An 18,413-nucleotide genomic window follows, 5' to 3' on the forward strand; every position below is an offset into this window, starting at 1 on the left:
CCCATGATCGACGAACGCCGCCCACCACGAGGGGCTGCGCCGTTGGCTGGAAACCTAGATCGGCGCCAGCGCGGTAAACGGTGCCCACGGCAGGTTGCGCAGCAGCGCATACCCAGGCAGCACCCAGAGCCAGAACACAGGATTGGCCAGCACCCGCATGAGCGGGTCGAGCAGGCGTGGGCGGATGCCGGCGATGTTCAGCAGCATCAGCAACAGGAACGGCAGGCTGATGACCAGCAGCGGGTTCATCGCCATCGCGCCGGGCAGGTCGAAGTGGACCAGCGAATACAGGCAGCGCGTGCTGCCACATCCCGGGCAGTACAGGCCCGTCAGCGCGTACAGCGGGCAGCTCGGCAAGGGATTGCCGGCGACATACGGATTGACGTTGCGCAGGAGCACCGTGGCGCCCGCGGCCAGGCCGGCGGAAACCAGCAGCGGCGCCCAGCGGGCGAACCGGGAACGAGCAGGAAGCGCGGACATGCAACAACGGATCCGGCGCAGGCGCCGGATCCGTCCAGGCGTATCAGTAGCCGCTGTTGCTCATCGCGCCCATGCCGCCGAGCACAACGAAGAACAGCACGTACAGCACGACCACGACGGCCCAGGCGATGGCCGACCAGATGGCCCACTTCTTGGCCTTGGCGGCGGAGTCCTGGGCGCCGGCAATGTCGCCAGCGGCCAGCTTGCCGTTGACCTGGGCGGCATAGACGATCGACACGATGCCGGCCGGCAGGCAGCAGAACAGGGTGGTCAGGATCGCCCAGACCAGGTTGTTCGGGACCTGCGGAGTGGCGGTATTCATGGGTTCAAGCTCCTTGATGGGTGGTGGTGGTAGATCATTGGTCGGAAAGAGCGCCCAGCACGGCCAAGCCGCCGAACAGCCCGAACCACAACAGCAACAGGACCGGCAGGGCCACGGCCGAAGCCACCGCCCACCAGCCCGCCTTGCGCGACGCACTGTAGGCCCCCGGCAGGTCGCCGGCCGCGCGGCGGCCATCGACCTGGGAGGCATAGACGATCGACACCACGCCCAACGGGAGGCAGCAGAACAGCGTCGTCAGGATCGCCCAGACCAGATGGTTGGGGATGTAGACCGGACGGCTGAGCGGTGGTGGTTGATTCAAAGCAAGACTCCATTCCTTGGTGGCCAGCCGTGATGTATCGGCCGGACCTCCCCCCTGTGGGTGCGTAATCTACCGCAACCGACGTTGCATGTATGCGTTTACAGTCACGACATGTCGCGTACGTCACCGGACGGTGGCCTATGCGGGGGAGGCTGCCGGGCCCGCTTGGCGGGCCGGGTCCGTCAGGCGTGATCGCCGCGCAGTGCCCGCACCTGGGCCTCCAGCACCGGGGCGCTGGTGCTGTGGCCATCCACGGCCGGCGCCGCGACCACTTCGACGGTGGCACGGAAACGGCGCGGCACCCGCATGCGGCCCAGGCGGCTGTCGCGCCGGCTCCACATGCTCGACCACATGCCGCGCAGGGCCATCGGCACCACCGGCACCGGCCGCCGTTGGAGGATCTTCTCAACGCCCGACTTGAACGGGGCCATCGCACCATCCCTGGTCAGCGCACCTTCCGGGAAGATGCAGACCAGCTCACCTTCGGCCAACGCGGCGTCAATCTCGTCGAACGCGCGCTGCATCAGCGCCGGGTCTTCGCGCGCGCCGGCGATCGGGATCGCCTTGGCGGTGCGGAAGATCCAGCGCATCACCGGGATGTTGAAGATCCGGTAGTACATGACGAAGCGCACCGGGCGTGGAATCGTCGCCGACAGGATCAGCGCGTCCATGTAGCTGACATGGTTGCAGACCAGCAGCGCGGCGCCTTCGTCGGGCACGTTGGCCTCGATGCCGTGCGGGCGCAGCCGGTACAGCGTGCGCACCATCAGCCAGCTGAGGAAGCGCATCAGGAATTCGGGGACGATGGTGAAGATGTAGATCGCCACCAGCGCGTTGGCGATGGCCAGCGCCAGGAACTGCTGCGGGATGGTCCAGTGCAGCAGCGTGTGCGCGGCCAGCGACAGCAGGGCCGCAGCGACGATGAAGCCGGAATTCTGGATGTTCAGCGCCGCGAACACGCGCGACATCTGCGCCTTCGGCGTGCGGCTCTGGATCAGCGCGAACAGCGGCACCACGAAGATGCCGGTGAACAGGCCGATGCCGACCAGGTCGATGACGATGCGGCTGCTGCCCGGCTGCTGCAGGAACGGCCCGATGGCCAGCCCCTGCACGGTCGCCTCGCCGCTGCGGGCGAAGTACAGGTCGAGCAGGAACGCGGTCATGCCGAACGCGCCCAGCGGCACCAGGCCGATTTCCACCGTGCGCGCCGACAGCTTCTCGCACAGCAGCGAGCCGATGCCGGTGCCAACCGAGAACAGGGCCAGCGCAAAGATGTACAGGGTTGGCTCACCGCCCAGGTTGGTCACCGCATAGGCCGGTAGCTGCGAGGTCAGCACGGTGCCGACGAACCAGAACCAGGACACGCCCAGGATCGAATTGCGCACGGCTTTCTGCTGGCGCGCCATGCGCAGCACCGCCAGTGATTCCGGCAGCGGGTTCCAGTTGATCTTCAGGTTCGGGTCGCCGGCATCGACCTTGGGAATCAGGCGCGCGGCGATGTTGCCACAGATCGCCAGCGCGATGATCGCGCAGGCCGCCACCACGGTGCCGTGGCTGCCGGCCACGGTGAACACCAGGCCGCCGACGATCATGCCGGACAGGATCGACATCGAGGTGCCCATCTCGACCAGGCCGTTGCCGCCGGTCAGTTCCTCGGGCTTGAGCACCGACGGCAGCACCGAGTACTTCACCGGGCCGAACAGGGTCGACTGCATGCCGGTGCAGAACAGGGCCACCAGCAGCACCGGCAGGCTCTGGGTCAGGAAGCCGACGGCCGCCAGCGACATGATCACGATCTCCATGGTGGTGGTGATCACGATCAGTCGCGATTTCTCAAGTTTGTCGGCGATCTGCCCGGCCAGTGCCGAGAACAGGAAGTAGGGCAGGATGAAGATGGCCGGTGCCAGCGTGGCGTACAGCCCCAGCTCCTCCTCCGGCACGGCCATGAACAGCAACATGCTGATGATCGCCTGCCGGTACACGTTGTCGTTGAACGCGCCGAGTGCCTGGACCACGAAGAACGGCAGGAAACGGCGCTGGCGCAGCAGGGCGAACTGGTTGTGACCGGACATGGAGCCTCCTTGACCGGCGCAGCCTAGCATTCCTGCCCATCTGCTGTGGGTACGGACCTGTGGGTGCGGACCCGTTGGTCCGCACACCTGCCAGCACCCTCAGACGATATCGTCGACCACGCCGCCGTCCACGCGCAGCGCCGCGCCGGAGGTGGCGGAAGCCTGCGGCGAGGCCAGGTACACCACCATGTTGGCCACTTCCTCGACCGTGGCAGTGCGCTGGATCACCGAGGATGGCCTGTGTGCCATCACGAACTCGCGGCCGATCTGCTCCAGCGGCTTGCCGCTGCGCTGGCGTTCATCCTCGAACATCGCCGCGAAGCCATCGGACAGGGTCGGGCCGGGCAGCACCGCGTTGACGGTGACGCCACTGCCGGCCACGCGCTTGGCCAGGCCGCGCGACAGCGACAGCTGCGCGGTCTTGCTGACCCCGTAGTGGATCATGTCGGCGGGAATGTTGCGTGCCGATTCGGAGGAGATGAACAGCACGCGACCCCAGCCGGCATCGACCATCGCCGGCAGCAGTGCCCGCGACAGGCGCACACCGGACATCACGTTGGTCTGCCAGTAACGCTCCCAGGTGGCATCTTCGGTCTCGAAGAAGTCCTCGGGGCCGAAGACGCCGGCGTTGTTGACCAGGATGTCGACCTTGGGCAGGCCGGCCAGCAGCGTATCGACGCCGGCCGCATCGGAGAGATCGGCGGCCACGCCGATCACCTCGGCACCCGGAACGGTAGCGAGCAGGCGCTGGCGGGCGCGTTCGACACTGTCGGTGCTGCGGCCGTTGAGAATGACCCGCGCACCCGCCGCGGCAAGACCCTGGGCGATCGCCAGGCCGATGCCGGCGGTGGAGGCGGTGACCAGCGCGGTGCGGCCGGCGAGTTCGATCTTCATGGGGGATTCCAGTACCAGGGGATCACCCAGTATCCGCGCGGGAACGTGATCGGGATGCATCGCAAGGCGCAACACACGGTTGCACACGGTGCAGTAGATCCACGCCACGCGCGGATGGGATGTCCGACCAGCGACAAGGAATCAGGTCAGGTTGGTCACTGCCTCATTGGCCGCTGCACGCAGCTTCGGCAGCATCCGCAGCACCAGCGCCATCTGGGTACGGATCAGCTGCAGTTTCGGCGGCATCGCCTCGTCGATCTGCTCCAGCTCGGCGGCCACCGCGCGGTCTGAGTCGTTGTCATCTTCCGCAACGGGTTGCCGCGCGGTCAGCGCCGTCGCCAGCTGCTGAAGTGCCTTGCGCACGCGATCGCCCGCGGCCAGCGCCAGTGGATCGCCAGCATAGCTGTCCACCTGGTCGCGGTGCGCACCCAGCGCCGACAGATGCCCCAGCAGCGTGTTGGACAGCGCCAGGAAGCGGAAGCCGGCATCCAGATTGCGGCGCACATGGCCGGGTTCGCGCAGCATGTTCGACAATGCGGTGGACAGCGCGGCGTCGGCGTTGTGCATGTCGCGGCGGGCGATGCGGTAGGCCAGGTCATCGCGCATGCCGCTGCGGTACTGGCCCAGCACCGAATCCAGGTAGCGAGCCGCAGTGTCCAGCACGCGTGCCAGGACGAGATGCAGCTGCCGGCCCTGCCAGTCGGGCAGGATCAGGAATGCGGCGACGGCGGCGATCGCGCAGCCCAGCAGCGTATCGACCATGCGCGGCACGATCAGCACGAAGCCGTCGCCGATAAGGTTGAAGCAGGTCAGCGCCATCACCGTGATCGCCGCCGATGCCACCAGGTAGCGATCGGTACGGGTGAAGAAGAACAGCAGCGCCGACAGCAGTGCGATCAGCAGCTGCACGTGCAGCTGTGGGAACAGCTGCAACAGCGCCCAGGTCAGTACCAGGCCGGCCACGGTGCCGACGATGCGTTGCGCCAGGCGCTGGCGGGTGGCACCGAAGTTGGGGCGGCACACGAACACGATGGTCAGCAGCACCCACGAGCCGTTCTGTGCATTGAACAGGCGTATCGCGGCAAAGCCGGCGATCAGCGCCAGCGCCATGCGCAGGCCATGGCGGAATAGCACCGAGCCGGGCGTGAGCTGCTGGCGGATGCGCACGCCCATCTCGCGCAACGTGTGCGGGTTGCTGTCGCGCAGGCGGGTGTCGACGTTGTCCAGACTGGCCTCGGAGCGCTCCGCGTCCAGCAGGCGGCGCTCGATGCTGCGCAGGTTGTGCACCAGCAGGTCCAGAGAACCAAGCAGGCGCTGCCACTGCGGGCGCTGCTGGTCACGCAGGTAGGCCAGCGCATCGGCCAGATCGCGTCCGGCCTGCTGGTTGCTTTCGCCATACACGAACGGACGGCGCAGGCGGATCGCTTCGCCCAGGCGCGCGCAGGCCTGGCCCTGCAGGTCGAGCAGGCGCTGGCAGCGGTACAGCACATCGCTGTGGAAGAAGGCGTCGACCAGCGCGCCATAGGGGTAGTGCGAGGAACTAGCGCGCTCGTGGAAATCCTGTGCCATGTAATAGAGACGCAGGTACAGACCGGAGTTCACGCCCGGCCGCCCGGAACGGCCGAAGCGGGCCAGGATCGCTGTCTTGGCCTCGTTCAACGCACCGACCACACGCCGGTTCTGTTCGGCCAGGTCGAGTTGGCGACGTTGCAGGTCTGCTTCCCTCACCGGCTCGAACAGCGCGGCCTTCAGCTGCAGGTAGCGGCCCAGTTCCTGATACAGCCGCGCTACGCGTTCGCGCACCGGACGGTTGGCGAACAGCGCGGTCCACAGGATCGACAGCAGGCCGTACCAGACCGCACCGGCCAGCAGGTGGCTGACCGCGTCCAGCGCGCTGTGCAGGTCGCCGGCGCCATGCTGCTCCAGGCCGATCATGGTGTAGATCGCCAGCGTCACCGTCGCCTGGGCGATCGACGCATAGCGCTCGCCGAGCGCACCGAGCAGGGTCAGGCCGAAGGTGGACAGCGCCAGCGCGCCAATGAAGATCCACGGCCACGGGAACAGCCAGATCACCGATGCTGCGGCAAGGCAGAAACACAGCAGCGACAGCAGTACCGCCTTGGTGCGGCCCCACCAGTTGTCGTCGGTCTCGGCGATGGCGCTGGCGATGATGCCGAGAAACACGCCGGGCAGGGCGGTGAGCGCGTCCAGCTGCCAGCACACGGCAAGCGCTGCGGCCAGGGCGATGAACACCCGCAGGCCATAGCTGGCCTTCTCGTGGGCCCACAGGCGGCTGAGGCGGGATTGGCGGGCGGACATGCAGGCTCGGTGGAAGGGTCTTCCACCATTATTGCGGGCTGCGCGTGAAATATGGAGTGCGGACCAACGGTCCGCACCCACGGTGCTGCCGGACCCTACATGTCGAACCGAACGCTCACCGCGAACGTACGCGGCAGGCCGGCGCCAGCGTTGGACCAGTACTTCCGGTTGGCCAGGTTCTCGACGCTGGCACGCAGGGTCACCGGGTGGCCCGAGGCAAGCAGCCGGTAGCCGACGCCGGCATTCACCAGCGTGTAGTCGGGCAGCTTCAGGGTGTTGTCGGCGTCGTACCAGACATCGCCGTAGTAGCGCACGGCCGCATACGTTTCCAGGCCGTCCACCCACGGCAGCTGGTAGGTGGCATGCATGACGCCGCTCCAGCGCGCGGCACCGGCGGTACGGTTGCCTTCCTGTGCGGCGCTGGCCGGCGACAGCCTGTCGTAGGTCGGGTCCAGCCAGGTGACGCCACCGCCGACCTCCAGGGCATCGTTGAGGTGCAGGTCGGCACTGGCTTCGATGCCTTCGTACAGCGTGATGCCGTCCTGCACCAGGCGCTTGCCGGCAGGCGTGAGCTCATCGATGTTGGCGCCACGCTCCAGCCGGAACGCCGCCAGGTTCGCATTCCAGCGTGCCCCCTCGACCTTCGCGCCGATCTCGTACTGCGTGCTGATGGTCGGGTCGAGCACGTCGCCGGCGTTGACGTAGCTGTTGCCCACGCGGCTGCCCGCTTCCAGCGATTCGATGTAGCTGGCGTAGAGGGTGACGGCCTCGCGGGGCTTGAGCATCACCGCGTAGGTCGGTGTGACCGGGTAGGTGTGGTAGCGGCCCCTGGTCTCGTAGTCGTTGTAACGCCAGCCTGCCAATACCGACCAGCCACTGCCGAGATCGACGGTATCGCTTGCGAACACCGCTTGCTGCACGGCTTCGTCGCCACGGGTCATCACTCGTGAACCGACGGCATCGTGGCGGATGGCGTGGCGCTGGTACAGGTTGCCGCGGCCGATCAGGTTCCATTCGTAGGGGCGGTCCCAGCCCAGCCCGGTCTGGTGGCTGATGCCCGCCACCACCTGATGCTGCAGCGGGCCGGTGCGGAAGCTGCCCTGCAGCATCGCCTGGGCCAGCTTCCACTCGCTCTTGCCGCCCAGTTCGTAGACGTTGACGTCATAGTCGCCGTTGGGATTGTCGATGTAGGCGAAGATCTTGTTGACGTCGTTCCACGAGGTGGTGACGCCGTAACTCAGGCTGGCTTTCCAGTCGCTGTTGATCTGCCAGTTCAAGCCGGTCGACAGCAGGCTGGATCGGGTGTCGTAGTAGGTGCCGGGCACGCTGTTGTGGGTATCCCCGGCAATCGGTCGCGGCAGCGATGTCAGGCCACGGAAGTAGTACTGCGGCGATTCTTCGCGCAGATCGCGTGACTGGAATACGCCGTCGAAGGTCCAGGTCAGTACATCGCTCAGACGGGCATCCAGCGAGAGTGCGCCAACCTTGCGATCGACGTGCCCACCATTGAAGGTCTCGCCCTTTTCCTGGAAGGCGTTGAAACGGTAGCCGAACATCTGCTCGTTGCCGAAACGTCCGCCAACGTCGATGCCGCCGCTGACGATGCCCTGTTCACGCCAACCCAGCTGGGCGGAGAAGGTGGGCGTGTCCGTCGGCTTCTTGGTGATGTAGTTGACGATGCCGCCGGGTGCACCGAACCCGTACAGGAAGCCGCCCGGGCCTTTCAGCAGATCGACCTGTTCCATCACTTCCAGCGGCCATTCGGTACCCCAGGAAGAGACCTGCAGGCCATTGACGCGATAGCTGTCAAAATTCAGTTCGATACCGCGATTGCGGATGGGTGAGCTCCAGCCGCTGGCGTAGGCGCTGACCTGGGTGGTGACCGAAGGGTCGAGCAGGAAGGCTTCGCCCAGCGAGACCACCTGGCGCTGCTCGATCTGCTCGCGGCCAACAGCGGTGATCGCAAACGGAGTGTCGCGCAGGACGCGGTCGCCCAGTGCGCCGGCGTCGGTATGGGGGCGTTCGGCGGTGACATTCACCGCATCCAGATCGGTGGCTTTGCGGCTGACGGCCGGCGCTTCGGCATGGGCAGCGCAGGCGGCGGACAGGGCGGAGGCCAGCAGGGCCAGGCGGGGGAGACGGGAAGGCAGCATCGATGGTGGTCCTCGACGGACGGCCACAGGCCATCCGCCCACGGGTGGGGGAAGGGGCAGTGGCTGGGATCACGCAGGCTGGCCGGGGAAGGCAGCGGGGCGCCGCAACGGGGCGCAGGACCGTGGCTGGATGAGAATTGTTCTCTTTTCGTTACGGCACGTCAAACCTGGAGGCGTGCGGACCAACGGTCCGCGCCCACGGTCCGTACCCACCATTCGCATCCACGGTAGTGCCGGCCGCTGGCCGGCAGATTCGCCGTACGGAGAAAGCCGGCCAGTGGCCGGCTCTACCCCCGTAGATCCACGCCATGCGTGGATGGGCCGCTCTACGCCCGCTGCGCGCGCTTGAGCAGCTTCGCTTCGCGCCTGCGCGCGCGACGGGCCCGCCAGCGTTCGGCCAGGCACGAGAAGATCACGTACAGCGCCGGCGTGCTGAGCAGGGTCAGGCTCTGCGAGAACAGCAGGCCGCCGATCATCGCGATACCCAGCGGACGACGCAGTTCGGACCCTTCGCCCAGGCCGATCGCCAGCGGAACCGCTGCCAGGATCGCCACCATCGTGGTCATCATGATCGGACGGAAGCGCACGATGCTGGCCTCGCGTGCCGCCTCGCGCGGCGCCAGCCCATGCTCGCGCTGCGCCACCAGCGCGAAGTCGATCATCATGATCGCGTTCTTCTTGACGATGCCGATCAGCAGCACCAGCGCGATCATCGAGATCACCGACAGTTCGGTGTTGGTGCCGAACAACGCCAGCAGCGCACCGACGCCCGCCGCCGGCAGCGTGGACAGGATGGTGACCGGGTGGATCAGGCTCTCGTAGAGCATGCCCAGCACCAGGTAGACGGTCAGGATCGCGGCAAACACCAGGATCAGCATGTCGCTGGGATCTGAATTGAAGCCGAAGCCCGCGTCGTCGGCCAGGCGGATGTCACCGGGCATGCGCATGCCGGCTACGGTGGCGTCGATGATCGCCTTGGCTTCGCCCATGCTCACGTTCGGAGCAAGGTTGTAGCTGAGGTCCATCGTCGTGTACTGGTTTTCATGGGTGATCTGCGACGGTGCCAGGCCGGGCACCTGGGTGGCCACCGCGGTGATCGGTACCATGTCGCCGTTGCCCGCACGCACGTAAACCTCATCCAGCGCCGCCGGCGTGGCGGTCTGCGAGGGCAGGGCATTGACCACCACGCTGTACTGGTTGATGTCGGAGTAGATGGTGGAGATCTGGCGTTGGCCGAAGGCGCCGTACAGCGCGCCGTCGATGGCGCCGACCGTGATGCCCAGGCGCGCAGCCTTGGCCCGGTCGATCTGGATGTTCTGGCGCAGGCCGGCGTTGTCCACATCGGTGCCGACGTCGCGCAGCTTCGGGTTCTTCTTCAGCTCCGCCTGCAGCTTGGGCAGCCACTCCTGAAGTGATGCCAGGTCGTTGCCCTGCAGCGAGATGCGGTACTGCGCGCCCTGGCTTGAGCCGCCGCCGTCATTGCTGGGCAGATCCTGGATAGCGCGCAGGCGCAGTTGCAGGTCGGGGTAGCGGTCGGCCTTGGCGCTCAGCCGCGCCAGGGCGTGCGCGGTGGTTTCGCGACGGCCTTCCCTGCGCGATTTCAGCTCGATGTTGAACTGCGCACTCGACCCCTGGCGGCCGCTGCCCAGGCGAACGCCCACGGTCTTCACTGCCGGGTCGGCCATCAGCATGTCGGTGATGCGACGCTGGCGGCTGACCATGTCCTCGAAGGAAACGGTGGCGCTGGAATTGGCCCGGCCCCAGATCAGGCCGGTGTCCTGCGGCGGGAACGCACCCTTCTTCACTGCACCGAACAGGAAGATGGTGGCGGCGATCAGCAGCAACGGCGTCAACGACAGCAGCAGCGCGTGGCGCAGCGAGAAGTCGAGGAACACGGTGTAGATGCGCAGCATCCGCTCGTGGCCGGCATCGAGCCAGCGGCCGAAACGCGACGGCGGCGCGCTGTGGTCGTGCGCACTGAGGAAGCGGCTGCACAGCGCCGGGGTCAGCGTCAGCGAGACGATCATCGAGACCACGATGGCCGCCACCAGGGTGACGGTGAACTCGCGGAAGAACGCGCCCATCATGCCGCTGGCGAACAGCAGCGGAATGAACACCGCCACCAGCGAGGCAGTGATCGAGACGATGGTGAAGCCGATCTCGCGCGCGCCGGTCAGTGCCGCCTGCATCCGCGGCATGCCCTCGTCGAGATGGCGCATGATGTTCTCGATCACCACGATCGCATCGTCCACCACGAAGCCGATCGCGATCACCAGCGCCAGCAGGCTCAGGTTGTTCAGGGTGAAGCCCATCACGTACATCACCAGCGCCGCACCGGCCAGCGACAGCGGCACGGTTACGGCGGCGATCAGCGTCGGCGCCAGCCGGCGCAGGAACAGCGCCATGGTCAGCACCACCATCGCCAGGCTGATCAGCAGGGTAATCTGCACTTCATGCAGCGACGAGCGGATGGTCGGCGTACGGTCGAAGTACGGCGTCATCGTGGTGCCGGGCTGCAGGTAGTCGCGCAGCGCGGGAATCTGCGCCTTGACCCGGTCCACGGTCTCCACGATGTTGGCCCCGGCGCGTGTGAACACGTACATCACCACCGCCGGCTTGTGGTCGAACCAGGCGGCCTGGTAGGCATCCTGCTGGCCGTCATAGACGTTGGCGATGTCCTTCAGGCGGATCACCCGGCCATCGCCCTGGGTCTTCACCACCAGGTCGGCGAAGTCGGCTGCACGCGCGACCGAATCGTTGGCGATGATCGCGGTGGTGGTATTTCCATCGCTGAGGAAGCCGGTGGGCGAGGTGACATTGGCTGCGCGTACGGCGTTGCGCAGATCATCGGCAGTCAGGCCCAGCGCGTTCATCAGGCGCAGGTTGACGTCCACGCGCACGGCCGGCGTCGAGGCACCGGCGATGTCCACCGAGGCCACGCCGCTGATCTGGCGGATGCGCTGTGCCAGCAGCGAATCGGCGACGTTGTAGAGCTCGTCGGCCGACTGCGTCTGCGAGGTCAGCGCAATGGCGATGACCGGGTCGTCGTTCGGGTTTGCCTTCTGGTACATCGGCGAGCCCATGCCCGAGGGCAGGTCGGCCTGCGCCGAGTTGATCGCGGTCTGCACGTCCAGCGCGGCCGAATCGATGTCGTGGCCGCTCTGGAAGATCATGAACACCAGCGAGCTGCCTTCCGAGCTCGACGAGCGCATGCGGTCGATGCCCGGCAGCTGGCCGAGGTGGCGTTCCAGCGGTGCGGTGACCGTGGACGCCATGGTTGCCGCATCGGCGCCGGACTGGCTGGCGTGCACGAAGATCACGGGGATCTCGATGTTCGGCAGCGCCGACACGCCCAGGCGCAGGTAGCAGATCAGGCCGACCATGAACAAGCCGATGGCCAGCAGCGCGGTGCCGATCGGGCGGCGGATGAAAGGGCCGGACAGGTTCATCGTGCGGCCTCCCGCAGCAGCGGGGCGTGGATCATGCCTGCGGCTCCTGCAGCGAACCATTGCGCAGCGCGCGCTGTTCGCGGCGGCGCGCCAGCCACTCGGAGAAGCGCTCCATGTACAGGTAGATCACCGGCGTGGTGTACAGCGTGACCAGCTGCGACAGCAGCAGGCCGCCGACGATGGCGATACCCAGCGGGCGGCGCAGCTCCGAACCGATGCCGGTGCCCAGCGCCAGCGGCAGTGCGCCGAGCATTGCCGCAGCGGTGGTCATCATGATCGGGCGGAAGCGCAGCAGGCAGGCGCGACGGATCGCTTCATGCGCGTTGGCACCGGCGCGGCGCGCCTCGATCGCGAAGTCGACCATCATGATGCCGTTCTTCTTGACGATGCCGATCAGCAGCACGATGCCGACGATGCCATCCACCGACAGGCTCAGCCCGCACAGCATCAGCGCCAGCAGCGCGCCGACACCGGCCGGCGGCAGGGTGGAGATGATCGTGATCGGGTGGATGTAGCTCTCGTAGAGCACGCCCAGCACGATGTAGATCACCACCAGCGAGGCCAGCAGCAGCCACACCACATCGGTCTGGCTGCCGGTGAATTCAGCGGCCTTGCCGATGAATTCGGCATGCAGGTGTGCCGGCATGTCCAGGCTGTCCTTGGTCTCCTGGATCGCTCGCACCGCTTCGGACAGCGAATAGCCCGGCGCCACGTTGAACGACACCGTCACCGCCGGCAGCTGCTGCTGGTGGCTGACCACCAGCGGTGCGCTGCTCACCTTGCCTTCGGCCAGCGCCGACAGCGGAATGATGTTGCCGGCGCCGACCGTGATGCCGGTGTTCTGCGCGCCGATGCCGGTGGCGGTGGACGAGTTGGAGGAGGTGACCTGGCCGAAGCTGGTGGCATTGGTGCCGGTCAATGCGCCGGCGCCGTTGGAGGCGACCGCCAGCTGTTCCATCAGCGCGGTGCTGGTGCGGAACTCCGGTGCCACTTCCAGCACCACGCGATACTGGTTGAGCTCGGTGAAGATGGTCGAGATCTGGCGCTGGCCGAACGCATCGTAGAGCGTGTCGTCGATGGTCTGCATCGGCACGCCCAGCACGCTGGCCTTGTCGCGGTCGATGTTCAGCTCCAGGGCGCGGCCCTGGCTGGACAGGTTGTTGTCGACGTCGGCCAGTTCCGGGCGCTTGCGCAGCGCTTCGGTCAGGCGCGTGGCCTGGGTCGCCACCGTCGCCGAATCCACGTCCGACAGCGAGTACTGGTACTCGGTGGCGGCCACACGGGTATCCAGGGTTACGTCCTGCACCGGCTTCAGGTAGAGCGCCACCCCCGGAATGCCGGCCACTGCCTTCTGCAGGCGCGGCAGGATCTCCTCCAGGCCATCGCGCTCGCCGCGTTCCTTCAGCACGATCGACAGCTGGCCCTGGTTGAGCGTGGGGTTCATGCTGCCGGCGCCGATGAAGGCCGACACGCCGGTCACGTCCGGATCCTGGCGCAGCGCTTCGGCCACCTGCCTGGTGCGCTGCTCCATCTGCGGGAAGGCGATGTTCTGGTCGGCCTGCACCACGCCGGTGATCAGGCCGGTGTCCTGTTCGGGCAGCAGGCCCTTGGGGATCAGCACGTACAGCAGCACGGTCAGCACCAGTGCGCCGCCGGCCACGGCCAGGGTCAGGCGCTGGTGGCCCAGCACCCAGTCCAGGCTGTGCTCGTACAGGCCGACGGTGCGCGTCCACAGGTTCTGCTTGCCGGCCGCCGCCGCGCGCTCATGCGCGTCCTCGCCCTCGGGCAGGGCATCGGGCTTGAGCAGGTAGGCACACATCATCGGGGTGAGCGTCAGCGAGATCAGCATCGACAGCACCACCGCGATGCTCAGCACCCAGGCGAACTCATGGAACAGGCGGCCGGTCACACCGGGCATCAGCAGCAGCGGCAGGAACACCGCCACCAGCGAGATGGTCAGCGACAGCACGGTGAAGCCGATCTGGCGTGCACCGATCTCGGCCGCTTCCTTGCCGCTCTTGCCCTGTTCGATATACCGCACGATGTTCTCGATCATCACGATCGCATCGTCGACCACGAAACCGGTGGCCACCACCAGCGCCATCAGCGAGAGGTTGTCCAGCGACATGCCGGCAAAGGCCATCACCGCGAAAGTGCCGGCCAGCGAGAGCGGTACCGCCACCGAGGGAATGATCGTGGCCCACAACCGGCGCAGGAACACGAAGATCACCGCCACCACCAGGCCGATGGTGAGGATCAGGGTGAACTGCACTTCGTGCACCGAGGCGCGGATGGTCTCGGTACGGTCGTTGAAGATCTCCAGGTGCACGTCGGCTGGCAGCACGCCCTGCAACTGCGGCAGGATCGCGCGGATGCGCTCGACCGTCTGCACGATGTTGGCACCGGGCTGGCGCCGCACTTCCAGCAGCACCGCCGGCTTGCCATCGGCCCAGGCGGCGAGCTGGTCGTTCTCCACGCCATCGACCACCTCGGCCACGTCCGACAGCCGCACCGGGCGGCCGTTCTTGTAGCTGATGATGGTGTCGCGGTACTCGGCGGCGCTGGTCAGCTGGTCGTTGGTGCCGATGCTGTAGGACTGGGTCTTGCCGTTCAACGAGCCCTTGGGCGCATTGACGTTGGCCTGGGTGAGCGCGCTGCGCAGCTGTTCCAGGGTCAGGCCCATGTTCGACAGCTGCGCCGGATTGACCTGGATGCGCACGGCCGGGCGCACGTTGCCGGCAATCGAGACCAGGCCGACGCCCTGCACCTGCGACAGGCGCTGGGCCAGGATGGAGTCAGCGTAGTTGTTGACATCGCGCAGCGGACGCGTGTCAGACGTCAGTTTCAAGGTAACGATGGCCGCGTCAGCCGGGTTCACCCGGTTGTAGACCGGCTGGTAGGGCAGCGACGAGGGCAGGGTGGCCTGGCGTATCGCCGCCTGTACGTCCTGCGCGGCGATGTCGATGTTCCGATCCATCGAGAACTGCAGGATGATCGTGGACAACCCGGCCGACGAGTCGGAGGTCATCAGCTCCAGCCCGGAGATCTGCCCGAACTGGCGCTCCAGCGGCGTGGTGACCAGCGAGGCCATGGTGGTGGCGTTGGCGCCGGGGTACTGGGTGGTGACCACCAGGCTGGGCGCATCGATTTCCGGCAGCGCCGACACCGGCAGCTTGCGGTAGCCGAGGATGCCCAGCAGCAACAGGCCCGCCATCAACAGCGAGGTGGCGATCGGGCGGCGGATGAAGATCGTCGAAAAGCCCACGGACTGATCCTTGCTGGCACTTCAATGTCGGCGCCGACGAGCATGCCGGCGCGAGGGAGAACAGTCGCCTGCGCTCAGCGCGGGCCACCACCGCGACGGCCACCGCCGCCACCGTTCTTCTGTTCGGCCGCCTTCAGCTCGGCCTCGGTCGGTGCGGCCGGGGTCTGGCCCGGCTTCAGTGCGGTGACCTTGCTGCCCGGCTTCAGGCGGAACTGGCCTTCACTGACCACCCGCTCGCCGCCCTTCAGGCCTTCGGCAATCTGCACCTGGCTGTCGCCCACTTCCACGCCGCTGCGCACGGTCTGCATCTTCACCGTGTTGTCGCCCTGCACGACATAGACGTATTCGCCATCCGGCCCACGCAGGACGGCCTGGGTCGGGATGACCACGCCACCGGCAATCGTGCGCAGCTGCATGCGGACGTTGACGAACTGGCCCGGCCACAGGCCATTGTCGGTGTTGTCGAAGACCGCACGTGCCTTGAACGTGCCGCTGTCCGCACTGATCAGGTTGTCGACCACGTCCAGCTTGCCGTCGCCGGACAGAACATGCGAGTCGGCGCGGTCCAGCGCGGCCACCGGCACCGTGCCGGCGGCCTGTGCCTGGCGCACATCACCCAGCTGGCGCTCGGGCAGGTTGAACAGCACGTGGATCGGATGGATCTGGGTCAGCGTGACCAGCGCGGTGCCGGCGTTGACCACGTTGCCCGCGTCGACCGCGCGGATGCCGGCGATGCCGGAGATCGGTGCGGTGACCTTGGTGTACTGCAGCTGCACCTGCGCCGAGCGCATGCTGGCCTCGTTGGCCGCCACCGCGCTTTCGTACTGTGCCACTTGGTTTCGTTGTGTATCCAGATCGGTCTTGGCGACGTACTGGCGATACTCCGGTGCGTTCGAGCGCTGGTAGTTGGAGCGCGCGGTGGCCAGCAGCGCCTCGTTCTGGCGCTTGGCCGCAGCGGCCTGGTCGTAGCTGGCCTGGGCGGTGCGCGGGTCGATCACCGCCAGCACGTCGCCCTGCTTCACTTCCTGGCCTTCGCGGAAATTCAGGCTCATCAGCTGGCCGCCGACCTGCGGGCTGACGGTCACGGTGTTCATCGCAGTCACCGTGCCCAGCGCGCTGGCATACACCGGCACGTCCTGGCGCGTGGCATCGACCACGGTCACCGGCACCGGGCCGGCATCCGGGTCTTCGCCGCCCTGGCGCGCGCCCGCAGCGGGTTTTCCAGCCTTGTCCTTGCCGCCGCCGATGACGCGCAGGCCGACCACGGCCAGCACCAGCACTGCCACGACCAGCAGCACGATCTTCCAAACACGTGACATTACGAGGACTCCAAGAGGGCTGGACCGGGCGGAGCCCGGCGGGCAATGCGCAAAGCATACCTGTGCCACATCACGTTTCCTGCATGACGGATGGGACGGGCGCTAAGACCGGATGCCGCGCCGGAGGTTCCCGTGGCGGCAGTGTTGCCCTACATTCAGCTGGAACCCCCTGCCGTGGAGATTGTGATGCGCCGTTCGCTGCTGCTGTCCGCCCTGCTGCTGGCCCTGCCGGCCCTTGCCCACGCCCAGGACGGGCAGCGCCCGGAAGTGACCGCCGCCGCGCAGCGGCTGCAGTCCAAGGTGATCGATTGGCGTCGTGATTTCCACCAGCACCCGGAGCTGTCCAACCGCGAAGTGCGTACCTCGGCCGAAGTCGCCAAGCGCCTGCGGGCGATGGGCCTGAAGCCGAAGACCGGCATCGCCCACCACGGCGTGGTGGCGATCATCGAAGGCGGCAAGCCGGGCCCGAAGATCGCATTGCGCGCGGACATGGACGCGCTGCCGGTGACCGAGCAGACCGGCCTGCCGTTCGCTTCCAGGGTCACTGACCAGTACCGCGGGCAGACCGTGGGCGTGATGCATGCCTGTGGCCACGACGCGCACACCGCGACGCTGCTCGGCGTGGCCGAAGCACTGGTGTCGATGAAGAAGGACCTGCCGGGCCAGGTGATGCTGATCTTCCAGCCGGCCGAGGAGGGCGCGCCGCCGCCGGAAGAGGGCGGTGCCGCACTCATGCTGAAGGAAGGGCTGTTCGCCGATTTCAAGCCGGAGGCGGTGTTTGGCCTGCATGTGTTCTCCAGCGTGCAGGCCGGCCAGATCGCGGTGCGTGGTGGCCCGTTGATGGCCGCCTCGGACCGTTTCGGCATCAAAGTGATCGGGCGCCAGACGCATGGCTCGGCACCGTGGAACGGTGTTGACCCGATCGTCGCCACCGCCGATCTGGTCGGCACCGCGCAGACCATCGTCAGCCGCCGTGCCAACCTGTCCAAGCAACCGGCGGTGCTGACCTTCGGCGCAATCAACGGCGGCATCCGCTACAACATCATTCCCGATGAAGTGGAGATGGTCGGCACCATCCGCACCTTCGACGAAGGGATGCGCCAGCAGATCTTCGCCGACCTGCGCAACGTGGCCGAGCACACGGCCGCCGCGCACGGTGCCAAGGCGGTGACCGACATCTACGAATCGGAGGGCAACCCGGCCACGGTGAACGACCCGGCGCTGACCGCGAAGATGCTGCCGAGCCTGCAGGCGGTGGTGGGCAAGGACAACGTATACGAGCCACCGTTGCAGATGGGCGCGGAGGATTTCTCGCTGTACGCGAAGGAAGTGCCTGGCATGTTCTTCTTCGTCGGTTCCACCAGCGTGGGCATCGACCCGGCGACGGCGCCGGCCAATCATTCGCCGAAGTTCCTGCTGGATGAGAAGGCGCTGGATGTGGGTCTGCGTGCGCTGCTGCAGGTGAGCCTGGATTACCTGCACGGTACCGGTACGCCTGCGGGGTGAGGGGTGTTGGCAGGGCTTGCAGCCCTGCACCCGCCGAGACCAAAGCCAAGTCAACGGCAAAAGCTGGTTTCCTGAGGGATGGCGGGGTGGGTCCGGTGGCAGGGGACGCTGCAAGTACGTCCATGTAAGCTCGGTCGCCGCTTGCTCGTGTGCGCCGTCCTGCGCACACGGCAAGACCGGGGTTGGGCGTCCTGCCCAACCCGCCCGAGGCATGCCTCGGGCCCATGCGGCTCACGCCCCTGCCACCGGACCCGCCCCGCCTTCGACAGTTTCCCGCGGGCTGTCGGAACGACACTCTGCTTCTGGTGGGTG

General features: G+C 66.9%; 11 protein-coding genes. 1 reads left to right on the forward strand and 10 read right to left on the reverse strand.

Annotated features, from left to right (window positions below; genetic code table 11):
• Positions 1-54 precede the first annotated feature (54 nt).
• From AC5P65_RS01515 to AC5P65_RS01560, 10 genes are all read right to left on the reverse strand, one after another.
• A complete protein-coding gene (locus AC5P65_RS01515) occupies positions 55-480 on the reverse strand; it encodes a DUF2752 domain-containing protein (RefSeq protein WP_111098929.1) in 426 nt (141 codons plus the stop codon).
• A gap of 43 nt (positions 481-523) precedes the next feature.
• Positions 524-802: a CD225/dispanin family protein gene (locus AC5P65_RS01520; RefSeq protein WP_019661492.1), complete on the reverse strand. Its 279-nt coding sequence runs from the start codon at positions 800-802 to the stop codon at positions 524-526.
• 34 nt (positions 803-836) lie between these two features.
• The gene (locus AC5P65_RS01525; protein ID WP_005419784.1) at positions 837-1,124 is read right to left on the reverse strand and encodes a CD225/dispanin family protein; all 288 of its coding nucleotides are present in this window, start codon (positions 1,122-1,124) and stop codon (positions 837-839) included.
• 182 nt (positions 1,125-1,306) lie between these two features.
• Positions 1,307-3,196 carry an MFS transporter gene (locus tag AC5P65_RS01530; RefSeq protein WP_111098930.1) on the reverse strand — a complete coding sequence of 630 codons (1,890 nt, stop codon included), beginning with the start codon at positions 3,194-3,196 and terminating at the stop codon, positions 1,307-1,309.
• A 99-nt stretch (positions 3,197-3,295) separates the two neighbouring features.
• Complete coding sequence (locus AC5P65_RS01535) at positions 3,296-4,090, reverse strand: SDR family NAD(P)-dependent oxidoreductase (protein WP_111098931.1); 795 nt, start codon at positions 4,088-4,090, stop codon at positions 3,296-3,298.
• A gap of 141 nt (positions 4,091-4,231) precedes the next feature.
• Positions 4,232-6,409 carry a YccS family putative transporter gene (yccS, locus tag AC5P65_RS01540; protein WP_111098932.1) on the reverse strand — a complete coding sequence of 726 codons (2,178 nt, stop codon included), beginning with the start codon at positions 6,407-6,409 and terminating at the stop codon, positions 4,232-4,234.
• 95 nt (positions 6,410-6,504) lie between these two features.
• The gene (locus tag AC5P65_RS01545) at positions 6,505-8,562 is read right to left on the reverse strand and encodes a TonB-dependent siderophore receptor (protein ID WP_111098933.1); all 2,058 of its coding nucleotides are present in this window, start codon (positions 8,560-8,562) and stop codon (positions 6,505-6,507) included.
• A 326-nt stretch (positions 8,563-8,888) separates the two neighbouring features.
• The gene (locus AC5P65_RS01550) at positions 8,889-12,011 is read right to left on the reverse strand and encodes an efflux RND transporter permease subunit (protein WP_021202131.1); all 3,123 of its coding nucleotides are present in this window, start codon (positions 12,009-12,011) and stop codon (positions 8,889-8,891) included.
• Between the two features lie 31 nt (positions 12,012-12,042).
• The gene (locus AC5P65_RS01555) at positions 12,043-15,276 is read right to left on the reverse strand and encodes an efflux RND transporter permease subunit (protein WP_495215388.1); all 3,234 of its coding nucleotides are present in this window, start codon (positions 15,274-15,276) and stop codon (positions 12,043-12,045) included.
• A 74-nt stretch (positions 15,277-15,350) separates the two neighbouring features.
• Positions 15,351-16,595, reverse strand: coding sequence for an efflux RND transporter periplasmic adaptor subunit (locus AC5P65_RS01560; protein ID WP_021202129.1), 1,245 nt, complete (start codon positions 16,593-16,595; stop codon positions 15,351-15,353).
• Positions 16,596-16,781: 186 nt separating this feature from the next.
• Here AC5P65_RS01560 and AC5P65_RS01565 point away from each other — a divergent pair, with 186 nt between their 5' ends.
• A complete protein-coding gene (locus AC5P65_RS01565) occupies positions 16,782-18,101 on the forward strand; it encodes a M20 family metallopeptidase (RefSeq protein ID WP_495215389.1) in 1,320 nt (439 codons plus the stop codon).
• The last annotated feature ends 312 nt before the right edge of the window (positions 18,102-18,413 follow it).

This window comes from Stenotrophomonas sp. YJH_SMC_48-3, assembly GCF_059369375.1.